Source organism: Pseudoalteromonas sp. NC201, assembly GCF_002850255.1.
Classification (GTDB): domain Bacteria; phylum Pseudomonadota; class Gammaproteobacteria; order Enterobacterales; family Alteromonadaceae; genus Pseudoalteromonas.
In genome coordinates this window covers 1642670-1660000 of record NZ_CP022522.1, presented here as the reverse complement: position 1 = coordinate 1660000, position 17331 = coordinate 1642670, and the positions used below count along the sequence as shown (strand labels likewise).

Below are 17331 nucleotides of genomic sequence, written 5' to 3'. Positions count from 1 at the left end.
TTTGGAATATTCCACATAACTACTTGGTATTGTCTTTTTTTCTATGTTCGCATGATTGCTTAAGCTTTGTCATGCAAATGATTAAATATCTTTTCAGCCATTTCAGGGCTGATCCCAGGAACTTGCTTTAATTGATGTATATTTGCAGATTTAACTCCCTGCATGCCTCCTAAAAACTTAAGTAGTGCCTGACGTCTTTTCTGACCTACGCCTTCAATCTCTTCAAGCACAGATTGCGTTCTTTGTTTTTGTCTTTTATTACGATGCCCTGCAATTGCAAAGCGATGTGATTCGTCGCGGATATGCTGGATAAGGTGTAATGCAGGTGAATCACTTTCGACATTCACCGTTTTACGACCACCATCTATTAGCAATGTTTCTAATCCCGGCTTTCGGCTTGTGCCTTTTGCAACCCCTATCAGTATCGGCATTTTATTGAGTTGCCAATCAGCGAAGAAAGATTCCGCCCTACCTAACTGCCCCTTACCACCATCAATAAAAATAATATCGGGTACTTTCGCTTCATCCGACATTTTGCCGTAGCGCTTATTTAATGCAAAATCCATCGCTGCGTAATCATCCCCTGGGGTGATCCCAGTGACGTTATATCTGCGATACTCTCTATTGTTTGGCCCTTGACCATCGAATACAACGCACGATGCGACCGTGTTTTCTCCCATGGTATGACTGATATCAAAACACTCCATTCTTTGAATGTCTGACAGCCCTAGCACTGCTTTTAGTTTGGCATATCGTTTGGTGATTGAGTCTTGTGCACTTTGTTTAACTTCAATACTGTTTTGCGCATTTTTATTTGCCAATGCAAGATATTGGGCTCGTTCCCCACGAACGTTACATTTGAAATTAACTTTGCGCTTCGAAACTTGAGTCAGCGCTGCTTCTAATGCACTTTCCTCTTCTATTTCGAATGGCAATACAATTTCTTTAGCAATTCTTGAGTGGTTACCCGTTGAAATGTAATACTGTCCAAGGAAAGAAGTTAGCACTTCATCTGCCCCAGAATCTTTTGGTACCTTTGGAAAATGTGTTTTCGTCCCAAGTACCTTATGTTCTCTTATCATCAGTACATGAATGGCCACTAAACCGTTCTTCTGTTCATAGCCGATGACATCAAGCTCTGCAAAGTTTCCTGCAATGGACTGCTGTTCTTGCATTTGCCTTAATAAAGCAATTTGATCTCTGTGTTTTGCTGCTTTCTCAAAATCCAAAGACATACTGGCGGTTTCCATTCGTTCCACCAGTGCTGAGATAACGTCCTGAGAGCGTCCTGTCAAAAACTGTCGAACCATGGCTACTTGCTCTTGGTATTCTTCGTCGCTTACTTTGCCAACGCATGGTCCTGAACATCTTTTTAACTGATACTGCAAACAAGGTCGGCTGCGTGCGCGGTAATACGCATCTTCGCATTGCCTAACAGGGAAAATCTTCTGCATTAACCTCAGACTTTCCGATACAGCAGCACTGCTAGGAAAAGGACCAAAATATTCGCCTTTTTGTTTTCTACTACCACGATGAAATGCAAGCCTTGGATGTTGATGGGCGCTCAGGAAAATATACGGATAACTTTTATCGTCTCTTAAGAGAATGTTATATCGTGGTTGGTATTTCTTAATTAAGTTATTTTCTAAAAGCAGCGCTTCGGTTTCGGTATTCGTTAACGTTACTTCAATATGATCAATATTACTGACCAATACTCGCGTTTTACTATCTGTGATATTTGAACGGAAGTAGCTAGAAACTCGTTTTTTGAGGTTTTTTGCTTTACCAACATAGATAACCTGGTCGTCCACATCGTACATGCGGTACACACCAGGTTCTGTTGTTAATGTCTTAAGGAAAGGTTTGTAATCAAATTCAGTCATTTAAAAAGAACTTAATGACTGCTATCTATATCGATCATTTTATGGCGAATAGCCAAGTGGGTTAATTCCACATCACCGCTAACATTGAGCTTTTCAAACATGCGATAGCGATAACTATTTACCGTCTTAGAGCTTAGGTTCAAGCGATCTGCAATATTTTGTGCTTTCTCACCTTTAGTGATCATGAGCATGATCTGTAATTCTCTTTCCGATAGCGATTGGAAAGGGTTTTCGTCATTGCGGCCACTAAATTGCGCAAGGGCAATCTGCTGAGCAATTTCTGGCGCAATATAACGCTGGCCAGCATTAACAGCACGTATTGCGTTGATCATTTCATCAGGGCCTGCACCTTTTGTCAGATAACCATGCGCACCAATTTGCATTACCTTGCTTGGGAAAGGATCTTCACAATGTACCGTAAGCACAATAACTTTTACATCTGGACAGTAACGGCAAATCTTTTTGGTCGCTTCCAATCCACCAATTCCAGGCATGTTCATGTCCATTAGCACAATGTCAGGCTCACTTTGGCGACAAAAGGTTACGGCTTCCTCACCAGTTTTGGCTTCTCCTACCACTTTAAAGCCACGCACATCATCTAAAATGCGTTTTATGCCAGTCCTGACAAGTTCATGATCATCAACTAAAAGCACATTAATCAATGGCACACCCTCTACATATATATTGGTAAAAGGAGCGAAGCAACCAACAGCCCCGCTTCCAGATGTTTGAGATTACCACATATTTTTTAAAAGCATAACGATAGAAACGAGAGAAAAATACAATTTTGATATGAATTAACCAAATAGTTAATTAATGAAAGAAGCAGTTTGATTATAATTCCACCGCTTTTATGATTTTAAAGGCAGCCGCTACGGCATTTAGCCACAGCGACTTATAGTAGATTAATTTTTATATGACTCAGCTTTGCTTTGAAAATTTATCGACCCAAAGTGCAATCACACCATCACCGGTTACATTACATGCTGTGCCAAAACTGTCTTGCGCTAAATATAAAGCAATCATCAATGCCACTGCGCCCTCATTAAAACCAAGCATACTGGTCAATAGTCCAAGCGCAGACATAACCGCGCCACCCGGCGCACCAGGAGCCGCAATCATTACGACACCAAGCATAAAGATGAATGGCAACATTTCCGACAATGACGGTACAACCATCTCAGGAGAAAGCAGCATCACAGCCATTGCGCAAGTCACTATGGTAATAGTCGACCCTGACAAATGAATGGTGGCACAAAGTGGTACGGTAAAATTGGCAACCTCTTCGTTAACATTATTAGATTTACTTGCACGAAGAGACACTGGAATAGTTGCCGCGCTCGACATAGTACCAATAGCGGTAAAATACGCAGGTAGCATATTTTTGATTAATTCCAGTGGATTTCTACCAAGTAACAGGCCGCTCACCACAAACAAAGTGCTTAGCCATAGCCAATGCATAATAATCGCGGCAAGCAATACTACGCCAAACGTACTTAGGGTGTCGAATACCGTACCTGCTACTGCCATTTCAGCAAAAACACCGGCGATGTAGAGTGGTAATATTGGAATAATGACTTTCGCAAGCAGTGCATCTACCACATCTCTCGCTTCGTCAGTGACACCTTTAAGTTTAGTTAAGCCACACTGGCTCATCCCAATACCAAAGATAAATGCCGTTGCAAGTGCCGTCATCACTCCCATCAGCGGAGGGATCTCAATATTAATAAAGCTCTTAAGATGAGATTCTTCCACGGCTTGATAAGCAACGCCGCCGTCAAAGAATGGGATGAAAGCATTAACTAATAAAAATGCTAATGTGCCAGCAATAATGGTTGACCCATAAGCAAAGCCAACTGTCTTACCAAGCAAGTGGCCCGATCCCTTTGGTAAGCCTGCTATACCTGAAGCAATAAAAAGCAGGATTATCAGAGGAATAGTAAAGCTGATAAGTTGTCCTATGATCACCTTGAAGGTGTATAAGAGCTCAACTAACACAGTCGGCAAGTACAGACCCGCCAACATACCAGCGACGATACCCGCCACTAGCTTCAATATAAGAGACATAGTTACTTCCTAGCAGATTTTCAAAGGCGTTGTTGTAACATGTTTTTGACCATCTTTGCTATTAATTCGATGGAGATAAATCGATTTGTACATTTTATGTATACATATTCGCCACCCAACGTAAATAATTGCAACCTGACGAAAATAAATTGTTTCAGTTCATTGCATATTATCTAATACTGGAAAAAGTCTCTGTAAAATAATTAAATTCATGCTTAAAGCTGTAACCTACTCTTTTTTCGCGCTTAGTCTATCTAGTCAAGCATGGGCACTAGACCCAAATAAAATCCCATTTGTCGATAGTTCTGCAAAAATTGATGGTGTACTTGAAGCCGATATTTGGCAACGTGCATTAGAAATAGATATCAACAACATCACTTGGCCATACGAGAACCAATCAAGTCCAGTTCAAACTAAGGCCTACGTATATGAGAATGGTCAATCTTTATTTATTGCTTTTGATGCAAAGGACCCTAATCCTGAATTGATCCGCGCATTTTATCGTGACCGTGACCGCGCCTGGGAAGATGATCTTGTCGGCATTAAAATTGATTCATTTAACAACGCCCAAAGCGCTTACCAGTTTTTCATCAATCCACTAGGTGTACAACAAGACTCAATTGAAAACGAACTCACTAAAAGCGAGAATGGTTCTTGGAATGGGATCTGGGATAGCGTCGGAAAGATAAACAAAGACGGTTATGTTGTTGAAGTTGAAATCCCACTTCGTGTATTGAATTTTAACGACTCCCTCGAGAGCAAAACCATGGCTTTAGAGTTTCTGCGTTTTTATCCAAGAAATGAAAGGTTGCGTATCTCCAGCATGCAATTGCAACATGCAAATTCTTGCTGGATCTGTCAAATGCCAAAATATCAAGGATTTGCTAAGGCTAAGCAAGGTAGTAACTTTGCCGTTATTCCAACACTTGTCACCAATAGGCAAGAGTCTCGCGACATAGATGATGGTATCGCAGAGCCGTGGCAAGCCGACAATAATGTCAAGCCGGGCTTAGACGTAAAGTGGGCTATCACGCCAGACACGACGCTAAACGCAACACTAAACCCTGATTTTTCACAAGTTGAAGCTGACACGGGACAATTGAGCGTTAACAATAGCTTTAGCCTATTTTTCCCTGAAAAACGGGCGTTCTTTTTAGATAACTCCGATTACTTTTCTTCTCACCTTAACCTTATTCATACTCGGAACATTTCAGCCCCCGATTATGGCGTCAAGCTTACCGGTAATAAAAATGGTCACACTTTTGCAGGATTTATTGCCAACGATGAAAGACTCAATGTCGTTGTTCCCGGAAATTTGGGCTCGAGTGTTGTCTCGTTAGAGAGAAAAAGCCAAAACATGGCGCTTAGATATCGTCATGACCTAAACAAAACCTTGTCTGTAGGCGTGACATCGACGACTAGGCAAAGCGACGACTATCGCAACCAAGTTGCGAGTATAGACGCCAAATACAAGCCAACTGATAACGATACCTTACAGGTGCAGTTAATTGGCTCGGATACAGACTATGATAGCGCTTTCGCCGAAGCGTTATGTGATAGTACGCTCGCTGAGTGCGACCTAAACGAAAGTGTACTCAGAGTGATAGACGAAGATGACCGTGGTGCTGGCTATTACGTTAATTATGAGCACAATCGCAAGCATTGGAAGGCATTTACCAGCTATCAAGCTCGCGATGCAGCACTTAGAACCGATATGGGCTTTATCACTCAGGTCGACTTTAATAAATTTCTTTTCGGCGGTGAGTACCGTTGGTATGGCGATGACAACAACTGGTGGAACCGTGCACGTTGGTACGCCGACTGGGATATTTCCCACAACGAGCAAGGCGAGTTATTAGAAAAAGAAGTGCAAACCAACTTTGCAGTTGACGGCCCGTTGCAAAGCTTTCTTGATTTCGGTGTTGAACATAGAAAACGTACAGGACTGCGACATGATGAAACCCGTTTAGCGATTGACGGCAATACCGATCTCTTTACCGAGAATTCACAGTGGACTTATATCGAGTTCAAGCCAATGGCCGGCGTTTTCGCAGGTTTGAACTTAAGTAAAGGAAACCGCGTTGACCTTGCAAACAACCGTGTTGGTGATTTGTACTTCGCCCGCCCGGTTATTAACGTCAATCTTGGCAAACATTTTGAAGTTAGATTGCGCCATACATACGAAAAAATGAAAGCTGACGGCGCGGAAGTTTATACCGCAAATCTGAGCGATATCCGCCTGACTTACCAATTCAACATTAATAGCTATTTGAGATTGGCAATCATCAATACAGATATTTCGAGAAACCAGAGCAATTATAGCGATGATGTTGATGCGACTTATAAAAGCATCAGCACCCAACTGCTCTATTCCTATAAACTAAACCCACAAACCGTTTTCTTTGCAGGCTATTCCGATCATGGTTATCAAGACGATGATTTGTCAAAAATAACTAAAGACGAAAAGACGGTATTTATGAAGTTCAGTTATGCCTGGTTGATTTAAATATCAATCTTTAAATAACTATTGGCTATAAGCAAATTTGATATATCTTATAGCCAATCTTTCCTTTCGTTTTGCGAAATGCGCAGTAAAGTGATGGAATACAAGCAAACCTAGATTAGGGAACACAAATGACTAAAGTATATGCAGACAACAGTCTAACTATCGGTAATACACCGCTGGTTAAAATCAATCGCGTTTCTGGCGGCAATGTTTACGCAAAAGTGGAAGCGCGTAACCCAAGCTTCAGCGTTAAATGCCGTATTGGTGCGTCTATGATCTGGGAAGCTGAAAAAGCAGGTCTTCTTAGCGAAGGTAAAGAACTTATTGAACCAACTTCAGGTAACACGGGTATTGCACTGGCTTTCGTTGCTGCTTCTCGTGGTTATAAGTTGACACTTACTATGCCAAATACGATGAGCCTTGAGCGTCGTAAACTACTTAAAGCACTTGGCGCAAATTTAGTGCTAACAGAAGGCGCTAAGGGCATGAAAGGCGCGATTGAAAAAGCAAATGAAATCCAAGCAAGTAACCCTGAAAAGTACGTGTTACTACAACAGTTTGAAAACCCAGCAAACCCGAAGATCCACTTTGAAACAACGGGTCCAGAAATTTTTGATGCACTTGAAGGTAATATCGATTACTTCGTTGCGGGCGTTGGTACAGGTGGCACGATCACCGGTGTTTCACGCTATCTGAAAAATGAAAAAGGCCTAAATGTTAAGTCAATTGCTGTTGAGCCAGTTGACTCACCAGTTATCACGCAAACCCTTGCGGGCGACGAAGTAAAGCCAGGTCCACACAAAATTCAAGGGATTGGCGCTGGCTTTATTCCAGGCAACCTAGATCTTGAGCTTATTGATGGCGTTGAGTTGGTGTCGAATGAAGATGCAATTGCAATGGCACATCAGCTGATGAAAGACGAAGGTATTTTAGTAGGTATTTCTTCTGGTGCAGCCCTAGTTGCCGCAAAGCGAATTGCCGAGAAACCTGAAAATGCCGATAAAAACATCGTGGTTATTTTGCCAAGCGCTGCTGAGCGTTACCTAACTAGCCCACTTTTTGCAGACACATTCTCTGAACAAGAATTAGTGCAGTAAGAGTAGAGCTTCATATTCTAGATTACCAAGGGGCATCACTGCCCCTTTGTTTTTTATATTACTCCTTTTAATTTCACCTTCCTTCACTACACTTTACCTATTCGCTACTCTTTTTTGACTTCGATGATTGTAAAGACCTTATTACTCTTGTTTTTTCTCATGTTTAGTAGCTTCATCTATGGGGAGAATTTAAACGTCGCCTACTTCAAGGGCGGTGAATTTCACCTTGTTGCTGGAGAAAAGTACCAAGGAGGTTATCTATACAATAAGAAAGGCAAAAATGCGTTCATTCATATCGTGACATTAGATTGGCCACCTTATATCGGTGCAAACCTCTGCAACAAAGGCTGGGCTTTCCAGTTTGCCGTCGCACTGCTTACCGACTTAGACTATCAAGTGTATGTTGAATTTTTGCCTTGGGCTCGTGCTGTAAGAGCCGCGGAAACGGGCAAAGCAGATATTTTATTCCCAGAATACTATATTGAGGATTCAGCGCCGTCTGACAATCACAAGAATAAGACCCGCAGAGAGCTACTTGCTTTATCTAATGCTTTTCCTGGTGGTGAAATCGGCTTTTTGAAGCGAAGAGGTGAAGAAGACCGCTTTGATGGTAATCTAAACTCAGTTAAGAATGAGCTCATTGGTGTCGTGAGGGGCTATCAGAATACCCCTGAATTTGATGCTATGATGGATAATGGTGAATTCGTTACAGTGGAAGCCGTAAATGATTTACAGCTAGTGAAATTACTCGTCGGTAAGCGCGTAAATTTAGTAATAGGCGATCCAAAAGTGCTGCGCTTTACGGTCAATTATTCAGACTTACCTAGAGCTGAGAAAATTGAATTACTGAGAAACATTGAAAACGTGACGCCACCTATTAAGTATAATCACCTCTACTTTGCACTTAGCAAACAAAAACCACATTGGCATGAATTGCTCAAAGATATCAATCGCAATCTCTATCAATTTGAGAACAGTGGTGAAACGCAAAGAATGATTGAAATGGTCAGTAACGAGTGTTATTGACCTCTACATAAAACTTAACGCCTAAGTACGCTGCTTGTTCAATACCTCAGCTTAAACACACCGCATTTTTAGCTAAAATACGCTTAGGCAAATCGCTTTAGTTAATCCCTAAATACTTGTGCACTTGAACTGATAGGCGCCAATTTTTCGCTTTGCAATTGTCTATTGCAAGCTTAGTGGCCTTGGCTTTTTGGCTAATTGGCTGAAGATACACTAGCTTTGGTTCAACCCCAGTTTGTGCAAATAACGCCTCTAATTCCTCAATATGCTTTTGCATCGCGACGGGGTGCTTTATTTCATCGGCACGAGCCATTGCACTTGGAAGTACTTTGTAACCTCCACGCATATTAATTTTTGGCGACACAGTAACCCAAGTTTCAGCTGGCGCGAGGATCTCAAATGTCCCACTGGTTTCAACCTGTGTGCTGTACCCTTTACTATGCAATAACTCGCATAATGGGCGAAGATCAAACATACAAGGTTCACCACCGGTGATCACCACATGTTTGGCTTGGTAGCCCCGCGCCTCGAAAATCGCCAAGATCTCGTCAGCACTCGCGTTTGCCCACCACTCTGAGTCAGCCTTTTTTTCTACAGTGTTATCCAATGAAACAATAAAAGTGTCGTTGGTTTCCCAGGTTTGTTTGGTATCACACCAAGCGCACCCAACTGGACAGCCCTGCAAACGTAAAAAGATTGAAGGCGTACCAGTGAAGCTTGCTTCACCCTGAATTGTTTCAAATATTTCGTTAACCTTGTACAAAATGGCCCCGTGTTTAAGATAAAGTTGTCGAAAAATACCGCGAGAAAATTGTCATTTCTCCAGCGGCCGTGTAGTATATCGCGCCCTAAAGTAAACCTCTATCAAAATCGAGGCAAATCACCTATGAGCGAAAAAGTTGTCGTAATCTATTCCGGCGGAATGGACTCTTACACTGTATTAAACAAGGCTGTCCGCGAGGGCCATGAGGTTTATGCACTGTCTTTTAACTATGGCCAGCGACATGTAAAAGAGCTACAAGTTGCCGCTGACGTATGTGCAAAACTCGGCGTTGCTCATAAGGTCGTTGATATTTCGGCTATCAATCAATTATTGTCAGGCTCTAGCCTAACAGATGACATCGACGTGCCAGAAGGCCACTATGAAGAAGAGAGCATGAAGAGCACGATTGTGCCTAATCGCAATATGATTTTGCTTTCTCTTGCGGTAGGTTACGCTGTCTCTCTAAAAGCAAATAAGGTATTTTACGGTGCTCACTCTGGCGATCATGCAATTTATCCAGATTGCCGCCCAGAGTTCGTTAAAAAGATGGATGATGTTTGTCGCATTGCGAACTACGACGCGGTTGAAATTGTCAGTCCTTATCTTAACAACTCAAAAATTGATATCCTGACTGACGGTCTAAAAATGGGATTAGATTACGCTGACACTTGGACGTGTTACAACGGCCGCGAAAAAGCATGTGGTAAGTGCGGTGCTTGCCAAGAGCGTCTCGAAGCGTTTGAACTAAACCACGCAACAGATCCGCTCCCGTACGAATAACAGTATTGAAAAAGGCCTCTGTTGAGGCCTTTTTCATATTCTTTTCAAGTACTTCATTTTACTGGAAGCGTCATACCTTCAAATAGCTTGTCGATATCATCTTGATTTCGTAGCAAACTTGCACGCTCTACCACATCTTTTGTGAGATGCGGTGCAAATCGCTCAATAAAATCGTACATGTAGCCTCTTAGGAAGCTTCCTTTTCTGAAACCGATTTTCGTCGTACTTGCTTCAAATAGGTGACTTGCATCGATACAAACTAAGTCGCTATCAGACTTTTCATCAAGTGCCATTGACGCTAATACGCCAACACCGAGCCCTAATCTTACATAGGTTTTAATCACATCGGCGTCTGTTGCAGTAAACACGATGTGTGGCTCCAAACCATGAGCATTAAATGCTTTATCCAGTTCTGAGCGGCCAGTAAAACCAAACACATAAGTGATCAACGGATATTTAGCGACGTCTTGCACCGTCAGTGCACTGCCTTTTTGTGCAAGAGGATGGTCTTTGGCGACCACAATACTACGATTCCAGTGATAGCAAGGTAGCATGACAAGATCACTGTACAAATGCAGCGCCTCGGTAGCAATAGCAAAGTCAGCATCACCTCGAGCGGCAGCATCAGAGATTTGCTGTGGCGTACCTTGATGCATGTGTAGAGAAACCGCAGGATATTTTTTCATAAATCCTTGGATCACAGGAGGTAACGCGTAACGAGCTTGTGTATGCGTCGTTGCGATGTTTAGTTTACCTTGATCTGGTAAGGTATGTTCATTTGCAACCGCTTTGATCCCTTCCACTTTAGAGAGGATCTCACGAGCAATATTAATAATTTCATTACCCGCGCCCGTAACATGCGTTAAGTGCTTACCGCTACGGCCAAAAATTTGTACCCCCAACTCGTCTTCAAGCATGCGCACTTGCTTTGAAATACCAGGTTGAGAGGTATATAAACTTTCCGCCGTCGCTGACACATTAAGGTTGTGATTCAACACTTCGACGATATATCTCAATTGTTGTAATTTCATATTGCTTTTATTCTTATGATCTCTTGATGTTGAGCATCAGCCCATAGCAAAACCGCTTTTTGTTAGCGAGTTTAGTGCAAAGCGATAAAAACCGCCTGTTACGACCTTATGTAGGCTAGCACATTTGGTAAAAATGAGGTAGCCAAGAGGTACTAAATATCAGCATTTTCACTGACGCTCCGACAGTCATTTGGCCAAATAGCGGATATTGTGACACGCTTTTGCAAACTCACGAGCTAAATCTGGCGACTATCTTTCACTAAAACTAACCGCTCATTTAGGCATCGGCTATACTAAAAAATAATGAATTCTTTATCTTTTTTACAGGTTATTGTCGTAAACCTGTTCAGAATAGTACGAATTCATGTAAGATTAAAAAATTACACTGGTGGTTACATGAAAGAGATTTCAGTATGTTTGTTTCTATTATAATAATGTTGATTGTTGCACTTATCGTCATAGCAGTTTGGGTAAGCGCTATCCAGCAACATAAAGAGAAACAAGAAGCGGAGAGACGCAAAGAACTTGCTAAGCAAAAACGCGTAATAGAAGAAGCGGAAGACGTCATCATGAATGGCAGCAATATTCCGATGTCTGAAGTCATGATCCGTATTATTCAGCGCCGCGTGCACGATGCTTTAGCCGCAATGGTGGAGTTGTCTCCTACTTCGAAAGAATTAAAAAGTCGCTTACACGAGTCGCAAGAGCGCTTAAATACTCAGCCTGAAAAAGCAGCTGACTCAGACTCGATAGCACTTCCAGACAACGACAAACAAATTATCGCATTAGTTCAAGGCATAAAGAAATTACGCCAACTACTACGCTCAGAGCATAGTAAAGGTAAAGTAGACACTCAACTGTTCGTTAATGAAGACCGTAGGCTGGAGCGCTTTCAGCTTAAAATCAATGTTGAAAGCCAGATAAAACGAGGGCTTTCAGCGAGAACCGCAAACATGGTCGGTTCAGCAAGACAATACTTTGAAAAAGCTTACGCTACAATTTGCGCCGTCTCATACAATGATGACTATGTAAAAGAGAAAAAAGCACAGCTGGAAGGTTATTTAGAAGAGATCAGCAGCGAACTTAGAGCGTCCAACGCATCAGCGGTGAAAAAGAAAGCAGAGCAAGAACAAGACGACTTGGACGTATTGTTTGCACCGAAGAAGAAGTGGTAACACCATAATTTACGTGAAAGGCTGGTCTCCCAGCCTTTTTTATTACAAATGAAGTAAACCCACTTGCTTAACCAAAAGCAAACTTAACGATAAAGAGTGCTGTCAGTACCCAAACGCTGATACTGATTTCATTTGCCTTATTACACGCCAACTTAACTGCCGTATAAGAAATAAAACCCAAAGCAATACCATGCGCGATTGAAAACGTGAGCGGTGTCATCAATAACACAACACTCACCGGAATAGCATCGCTCATCTCATCCCAATTAATCAACTTTAGGTTTTGTAGCATTAATACCGACACATACAATATCGCGCCTGCCGTCGCATATGCAGGAACCATCTGTGCCAATGGCGCAAAGAACATCATGAGTAAGAAGCAGATCCCCACGACCACGGCCGTCAACCCTGTGCGACCACCGACAGATACACCCGACACTGATTCAATGTATGAAGTCGTCGTTGAAGTACCGAGCACTGAGCCTGCAATCGTCGCAGTGCTGTCAGCTGACAGTGCCCTACCCAACCTTGGCATGCGACCATGTTCGTCAGATAATCCGGCCTTTTGAGTCACCGCAACCAATGTGCCACTGGTATCAAATAAATCGACAAATAAAAATGCAAACACCACGCTAAGCATGGAAAGCTCAAAAATTCCGCTCAAATCCAACTGCATATAGGTCGGCGCGATGCTTGGGGGGATATCAACAACCCCGTGATAATCTACAAGCCCAAGCCCCCACGCAATACCCGTTACCATTAAAATGCTGATAAGCACGCCACTTTTGACTTCACGGTACATAAGCGCCGCAATCACAAAAAAGCTCGCAATGGCTAATAGCGGGCCGGGAGAAGTGATATCACCAAGTTGTACTAATGTCGCATCGCTTGCGATAACAATTTTCGCGTTCTTTAGCGCGATTAAGGCTAAGAATGCGCCAATACCTGCCGCGATCGCACGCTTTAGCACAATGGGAATAGCTTGGATCACCCATTCGCGTACTTTGAATACGCTCAAAAATAGAAATAAACAGCCCGACATAAATACCGCGCCTAATGCACTTTGCCATGTATAGCCCATGCCAAGCACAACACCATAGGTAAAAAAGGCGTTTAAGCCCATTCCAGGCGCAAGCGCTAAAGGATAGTTTGCCCATAGTCCCATAATAAAACAGCCGATTGCGGCTGCGATACAAGTTGCTACAAAAGCAGCGCCGTGATCCATGCCAGCTTCTGCTAGCATTGCAGGGTTTACGAAAACGATGTAAACCATAGTAACGAATGTCGTCAAGCCAGCAATCACCTCAGTTCTTACATTGGTGTGCATAGCTTGCAGTGAAAATAACCGCTCGAGCATAACTAAAATTACAAATTTAAGGAACAAGTGGTTGGATTTTAACACGAATCACTTTAAAACTCGGACAAAATAGTTAAAATTCAGCTACACTCTGCTTATCAACATTATTGCGAATAAAGATATGGATCAAAATAGCACCGACAACTCAGCAAACCATGACTTAGAACAGCAGCTGCTGAATGTGCTTGAATTTGTAACGTCGCCATTAAAAGCGGACGCAAAATTCCCAGATCTTCACGACAATACCCAAGCTTTGAAAAAAGGCCTCTATTACCTAAAAGAAAAATCTTTTCCGCTTGCGGCAAAATGGCTAAGACTGGCGGCGATGTCTGGTGATTTGAAGGCACAGTTCTTTTTAGGTTTGTTGTTTATGAAAGGTCAAGGAGTGCCACCCAGCCCCTTTCATGCAGCCGCTTGGTTAAGTTTGGCCAGCAGCCAAGGGCACAAAGGCGCCGAACAGGTACTACTAGATGTACGCCGCTTCCTTACAACTAAGCGCTTTAGAGATGCACAGTGCTATGCTGCAACACTTTACGAGCAAATTCATCAACTACAGCATATTAGCCAGTAAATTAAATTTGACTCTCCAAAAAAACCTAGGCTAGGCGTAGCTAAGCCTCTCTTAAGTAAACGTACGCTTTCCCTCCGCGACGATCAAAATGATACAGTAGGAAAACTACTGTATCGCAGCTGAGAAAACTTCCTTGCTTTACTCATACTGAACTTTCGTCAATTAAGCTCTCATTTCAAAAAAATCACAACCACTTGTTTTATATTGAAAATTTAAACTAAATAAAAATTAAGCTTGAATATTGATTAAAAAGCTAGCAATTTCCCTTGCATTCACACACTGTATAAACTACTGTATACAAATACTGTATAGATAACCAGTGAGACAATTATGTTACACAGCAATGCACTTCTACAGCCAAACAATTCAACTTATTACACACTTAACGAAATCAATAATGTGATAGTTGAAGATGAGATCGTCGCTAGTTTAGAGTTACTTAAAGTTTTACATAAATGTCAGCATAAACAAGGCTGGACGCTACTCGTTGCACCCGATAATGTACCAAACAAGTCACTACTAGAAAGCGCTTCAGTTGATGCAAGTAAGTTGCTCGTCATTAGGCAAAAGCACATATACGACCTTGAGTATGTACTTAAAAGTGCTATCAGCAATGGTAATTTCGCTGCAGTGGTGATTTGGACTGATATTGCATCAGTGCAAACTATCAACAAAATGGAACTGCCGGTATCTGACGTTGCGATCCACTGTTTTCAAAGCGCTTAACAAGCTACAATAACAGGATATAAATTTGTTAAAACTGAAGTTTTTTATGTCTTGTTATTGCAATTCATCCCTTCCCTATTCGCAATGTTGTGAACCGTACCTTAAGGGACAAAAATTCGCAGAGCGTCCACAAATACTCATGCGCTCTCGCTATACTGCATACTGCTTAAAAGATGCAAAGTATATTCATGACACCTATGCCCAGGCTAAACAAGCACAAAACAATATCGACGATATTGCTGCATTTGCTAATTATGCACACTTTATAAAATTGGAAGTGCTAGAAGAAGTAGTAGAAGCTACTCAGGGGATCGTTGAGTTTAAGGCGCACTATATCGCAGAAAACACACACTATATACTCCATGAGCGGTCAAATTTTATTACCGAAGCAGGCAGATGGTATTACTTAGATGGTGAATTGTACGATACACCTACAACCAAAGTAGGCAGAAATGACCTCTGTCCGTGCGGCAGTGATAAAAAGTATAAAAAGTGCCACGGTAGCTAAAATAGTCTGAACTAGAGATTAGATACAAAGCAATAAAAAAGGCTTGAAACGAGCTAAGGATGATTAAAGGCCGTTTAGCTTATACCAGTTGTATTAAGTAAATGATCTATCTTGAAGCGGGGAAATAGCTTTAGTAGCAAGGCAAAAATTTTGCTATTTAGTTGTTCTAAATGAGAAATTTTTAACGAAGCTAATATGCTATTTCACCCTTCAAATTGATTAGAGAATTAATTCAATTGGTATTAGACATGAAGCACGATAAGCATGGCGTTTTATGTCAGTCTAGTAACGAAGCAAACAGCTGTAAAACAGCAAGTTTAATACCAGTTTGTCTTAAATTTGCTCAATTTTGAAGGAGTAAAAGCAGCTAATGTTGTTACGCCGTCGCGCGTAACATACTCTGCATATCACCCGTTGCAATTTGATCATAAAAACCAGCCGCATCCATTGCCTTATCAGCAACTAAGGCCAGTTTACCTTGCGCGCTCGCCAAACGTCTTTTAACCGCTGGTTCCAAATTTTCTACGACTTCGAGTGGAATATGCTTTTTATCATTTCGTGCGGCAAAAGGTTCTGGATTTAAATTTTCTTGCAATCGCAAGGTTGCCATCGCCCCCATAGATACCAGCTGCGCGTTATGCTGACCAATAAGCATATTGTACTCTTTTGGCGCAAGCGGCTTTTGTGGACCTATTTCAAATTGCTTTTTTAGTGTTTCTTCTGAGTTATCTTTTGCGGCAGCTTCAGATTTTGGTAGGTGAAATTGGCTAAAATCTAATGCATCGGTTGATAGCATAGATAACAGCATGGCAAAATCGGCAGAGCGCGTCTCATGAACACTAATGTTCAATGCGGATCCTAATTGCGACTCACTGATTAAAACGCCATCAATTTGCATGTATTCCAACCGATTATTTTGCTAATTATGAATTTATCGGCCTTTTTCCGAAAAACTTTAGTAGTTTTCTTTACTTCGAAAAAAACTTTGTTATTATCACCGCCGTTGTTTAGGAGGGGTTCCCGAGCGGCCAAAGGGATCAGACTGTAAATCTGACGGCTCAGCCTTCGCTGGTTCGAATCCAGCTCCCTCCACCATAAACAACAGTTACAATTTCGGAGGGGTTCCCGAGCGGCCAAAGGGATCAGACTGTAAATCTGACGGCTCAGCCTTCGCTGGTTCGAATCCAGCTCCCTCCACCACTTTTAAAGTAAACGCTCCAAACGATGGAGGGGTTCCCGAGCGGCCAAAGGGATCAGACTGTAAATCTGACGGCTCAGCCTTCGCTGGTTCGAATCCAGCTCCCTCCACCACCTTTTATTGTGTTATCTCACAACAAGCTTACATATATAAACGAGCTTAAAAACAATCCAAAGCCAAAAATAAAATGTGCTGCCATACTTTTTACCCTTGCCTTATTCGGCTCTGGTAATTTAGATGCTGCTACCCCTGCACCAAAACAGGGTTGCATAATAAAAAATGGAAAAACACACGTTATTAAGCCAAAAACTAACGCAATCAAAAGGCTAGGCTCAGTCAACCAAGGCTTGCCCACGCTCAGAAGTAACACCAAGGCGAATACAATCCCAATGAGATAATGCATGCACCAGCCAATGACACCTTCACCAGATATTGGTTTACTGTGCCCGATACCTTGATGCGTGAGTTGACCTTTACACAAGTGTCCAATCCACCTACCAACCAATGCATAATCTAAGCCCTTTATGGCAAACACGCGACTGAGCATAAATGCCCACAAATCCATAACAAGCGTTGCACCTACGCCAATCGCGACTGCTGGCATTAACATCGAATATAGGCTTTCCACTATTTTTACTCCTCT

General features: G+C 42.1%; 17 protein-coding genes and 3 tRNA genes (1 of these 20 running past the window's edge). 11 read left to right on the top strand and 9 right to left on the bottom strand.

The genetic code is table 11. The annotated features are described in order from the left end of the window. The 4 genes from pgsA to PNC201_RS06850 form a co-directional block, all read right to left on the bottom strand. Positions 1-17 carry the 5' portion of a CDP-diacylglycerol--glycerol-3-phosphate 3-phosphatidyltransferase gene (gene pgsA, locus PNC201_RS06865; RefSeq protein ID WP_010375584.1) on the bottom strand. 529 nt of this gene lie to the left of the window's left edge, so only the first 17 of its 546 coding nucleotides appear in the window; its start codon is at positions 15-17; its stop codon lies beyond the left edge, outside the window. 42 nt (positions 18-59) lie between these two features. Next, a complete protein-coding gene (uvrC, locus tag PNC201_RS06860) occupies positions 60-1883 on the bottom strand; it encodes an excinuclease ABC subunit UvrC (RefSeq protein WP_102056586.1) in 1824 nt (607 codons plus the stop codon). An 11-nt stretch (positions 1884-1894) separates the two neighbouring features. Continuing rightward, complete coding sequence (gene uvrY, locus PNC201_RS06855) at positions 1895-2545, bottom strand: UvrY/SirA/GacA family response regulator transcription factor (RefSeq protein WP_010606537.1); 651 nt, start codon at positions 2543-2545, stop codon at positions 1895-1897. A 259-nt stretch (positions 2546-2804) separates the two neighbouring features. Then, the gene (locus PNC201_RS06850) at positions 2805-3950 is read right to left on the bottom strand and encodes a dicarboxylate/amino acid:cation symporter (RefSeq protein WP_010606536.1); all 1146 of its coding nucleotides are present in this window, start codon (positions 3948-3950) and stop codon (positions 2805-2807) included. 211 nt (positions 3951-4161) lie between these two features. Between PNC201_RS06850 and PNC201_RS06845 the strand changes: the two genes are divergently transcribed. The 3 genes from PNC201_RS06845 (at position 4162) to PNC201_RS06835 (ending at position 8579) form a co-directional block, all read left to right on the top strand. Further along, complete coding sequence (locus PNC201_RS06845; RefSeq protein ID WP_102056585.1) at positions 4162-6456, top strand: carbohydrate binding family 9 domain-containing protein; 2295 nt, start codon at positions 4162-4164, stop codon at positions 6454-6456. Between the two features lie 128 nt (positions 6457-6584). Further along, positions 6585-7553, top strand: coding sequence for a cysteine synthase A (gene cysK, locus PNC201_RS06840; RefSeq protein ID WP_010606534.1), 969 nt, complete (start codon positions 6585-6587; stop codon positions 7551-7553). A 159-nt stretch (positions 7554-7712) separates the two neighbouring features. Continuing rightward, positions 7713-8579 carry a substrate-binding periplasmic protein gene (locus tag PNC201_RS06835; protein ID WP_102056584.1) on the top strand — a complete coding sequence of 289 codons (867 nt, stop codon included), beginning with the start codon at positions 7713-7715 and terminating at the stop codon, positions 8577-8579. Between the two features lie 97 nt (positions 8580-8676). Here PNC201_RS06835 and queE read toward each other — a convergent pair whose 3' ends face one another. Continuing rightward, positions 8677-9342, bottom strand: a complete 666-nt coding sequence (queE, locus tag PNC201_RS06830; RefSeq protein WP_102056583.1) for a 7-carboxy-7-deazaguanine synthase QueE — start codon at positions 9340-9342, stop codon at positions 8677-8679. A gap of 123 nt (positions 9343-9465) precedes the next feature. Here queE and queC point away from each other — a divergent pair, with 123 nt between their 5' ends. Then, positions 9466-10122: a 7-cyano-7-deazaguanine synthase QueC gene (gene queC, locus PNC201_RS06825; RefSeq protein WP_010375567.1), complete on the top strand. Its 657-nt coding sequence runs from the start codon at positions 9466-9468 to the stop codon at positions 10120-10122. A 53-nt stretch (positions 10123-10175) separates the two neighbouring features. On the opposite strand, the gene cysB is transcribed toward queC, so the two are convergent. Beyond that, positions 10176-11153 carry an HTH-type transcriptional regulator CysB gene (cysB, locus tag PNC201_RS06820; protein WP_010375565.1) on the bottom strand — a complete coding sequence of 326 codons (978 nt, stop codon included), beginning with the start codon at positions 11151-11153 and terminating at the stop codon, positions 10176-10178. Between the two features lie 413 nt (positions 11154-11566). Here cysB and PNC201_RS06815 point away from each other — a divergent pair, with 413 nt between their 5' ends. Further along, entirely contained in the window at positions 11567-12328 is a 762-nt protein-coding gene (locus tag PNC201_RS06815; RefSeq protein WP_039492261.1) for a hypothetical protein, read from the top strand. Positions 12329-12395: 67 nt separating this feature from the next. On the opposite strand, the gene PNC201_RS06810 is transcribed toward PNC201_RS06815, so the two are convergent. Next, a complete protein-coding gene (locus tag PNC201_RS06810) occupies positions 12396-13685 on the bottom strand; it encodes an NCS2 family permease (RefSeq protein ID WP_102057855.1) in 1290 nt (429 codons plus the stop codon). Positions 13686-13806: 121 nt separating this feature from the next. Here PNC201_RS06810 and PNC201_RS06805 point away from each other — a divergent pair, with 121 nt between their 5' ends. From PNC201_RS06805 to PNC201_RS06795, 3 genes are all read left to right on the top strand, one after another. After that, positions 13807-14256 carry a tetratricopeptide repeat protein gene (locus PNC201_RS06805; protein ID WP_010375560.1) on the top strand — a complete coding sequence of 150 codons (450 nt, stop codon included), beginning with the start codon at positions 13807-13809 and terminating at the stop codon, positions 14254-14256. 330 nt (positions 14257-14586) lie between these two features. Continuing rightward, complete coding sequence (locus PNC201_RS06800) at positions 14587-14982, top strand: SulA-like leucine-rich domain-containing protein (RefSeq protein WP_017218896.1); 396 nt, start codon at positions 14587-14589, stop codon at positions 14980-14982. 46 nt (positions 14983-15028) lie between these two features. Beyond that, positions 15029-15490: a YchJ family protein gene (locus PNC201_RS06795; protein WP_158299142.1), complete on the top strand. Its 462-nt coding sequence runs from the start codon at positions 15029-15031 to the stop codon at positions 15488-15490. Positions 15491-15866: 376 nt separating this feature from the next. On the opposite strand, the gene PNC201_RS06790 is transcribed toward PNC201_RS06795, so the two are convergent. Then, positions 15867-16388, bottom strand: a complete 522-nt coding sequence (locus tag PNC201_RS06790; RefSeq protein ID WP_102056581.1) for a VC2046/SO_2500 family protein — start codon at positions 16386-16388, stop codon at positions 15867-15869. A 112-nt stretch (positions 16389-16500) separates the two neighbouring features. Between PNC201_RS06790 and PNC201_RS06785 the strand changes: the two genes are divergently transcribed. The 3 genes from PNC201_RS06785 to PNC201_RS06775 all read left to right on the top strand — a co-directional run bounded on the left by PNC201_RS06785 (position 16501) and on the right by PNC201_RS06775 (position 16801). Then, a tRNA-Tyr gene (locus tag PNC201_RS06785) sits at positions 16501-16585 on the top strand. A 20-nt stretch (positions 16586-16605) separates the two neighbouring features. Then, a tRNA-Tyr gene (locus PNC201_RS06780) sits at positions 16606-16690 on the top strand. A gap of 26 nt (positions 16691-16716) precedes the next feature. Further along, positions 16717-16801: transfer RNA gene (locus PNC201_RS06775), tRNA-Tyr, on the top strand. Positions 16802-16818: 17 nt separating this feature from the next. On the opposite strand, the gene PNC201_RS06770 is transcribed toward PNC201_RS06775, so the two are convergent. Continuing rightward, positions 16819-17316 carry a DUF2938 domain-containing protein gene (locus PNC201_RS06770; protein WP_233525225.1) on the bottom strand — a complete coding sequence of 166 codons (498 nt, stop codon included), beginning with the start codon at positions 17314-17316 and terminating at the stop codon, positions 16819-16821. Positions 17317-17331 lie beyond the last annotated feature (15 nt).

Coding starts and splice junctions, on each gene's coding strand:
- uvrC (WP_102056586.1), bottom strand. CDS start 1,883: ATGACTGAATTTGATTACAAACCTTTCCTTAAGACATTAACAACAGAA.
- cysK (WP_010606534.1), top strand. CDS start 6,585: ATGACTAAAGTATATGCAGACAACAGTCTAACTATCGGTAATACACCG.
- PNC201_RS06815 (WP_039492261.1), top strand. CDS start 11,567: ATGTTTGTTTCTATTATAATAATGTTGATTGTTGCACTTATCGTCATA.
- PNC201_RS06835 (WP_102056584.1), top strand. CDS start 7,713: ATGTTTAGTAGCTTCATCTATGGGGAGAATTTAAACGTCGCCTACTTC.
- PNC201_RS06790 (WP_102056581.1), bottom strand. CDS start 16,388: ATGCAAATTGATGGCGTTTTAATCAGTGAGTCGCAATTAGGATCCGCA.
- queC (WP_010375567.1), top strand. CDS start 9,466: ATGAGCGAAAAAGTTGTCGTAATCTATTCCGGCGGAATGGACTCTTAC.
- PNC201_RS06795 (WP_158299142.1), top strand. CDS start 15,029: ATGTCTTGTTATTGCAATTCATCCCTTCCCTATTCGCAATGTTGTGAA.
- PNC201_RS06845 (WP_102056585.1), top strand. CDS start 4,162: ATGCTTAAAGCTGTAACCTACTCTTTTTTCGCGCTTAGTCTATCTAGT.
- cysB (WP_010375565.1), bottom strand. CDS start 11,153: ATGAAATTACAACAATTGAGATATATCGTCGAAGTGTTGAATCACAAC.
- PNC201_RS06805 (WP_010375560.1), top strand. CDS start 13,807: ATGGATCAAAATAGCACCGACAACTCAGCAAACCATGACTTAGAACAG.
- PNC201_RS06850 (WP_010606536.1), bottom strand. CDS start 3,950: ATGTCTCTTATATTGAAGCTAGTGGCGGGTATCGTCGCTGGTATGTTG.
- PNC201_RS06810 (WP_102057855.1), bottom strand. CDS start 13,685: ATGCTCGAGCGGTTATTTTCACTGCAAGCTATGCACACCAATGTAAGA.
- PNC201_RS06800 (WP_017218896.1), top strand. CDS start 14,587: ATGTTACACAGCAATGCACTTCTACAGCCAAACAATTCAACTTATTAC.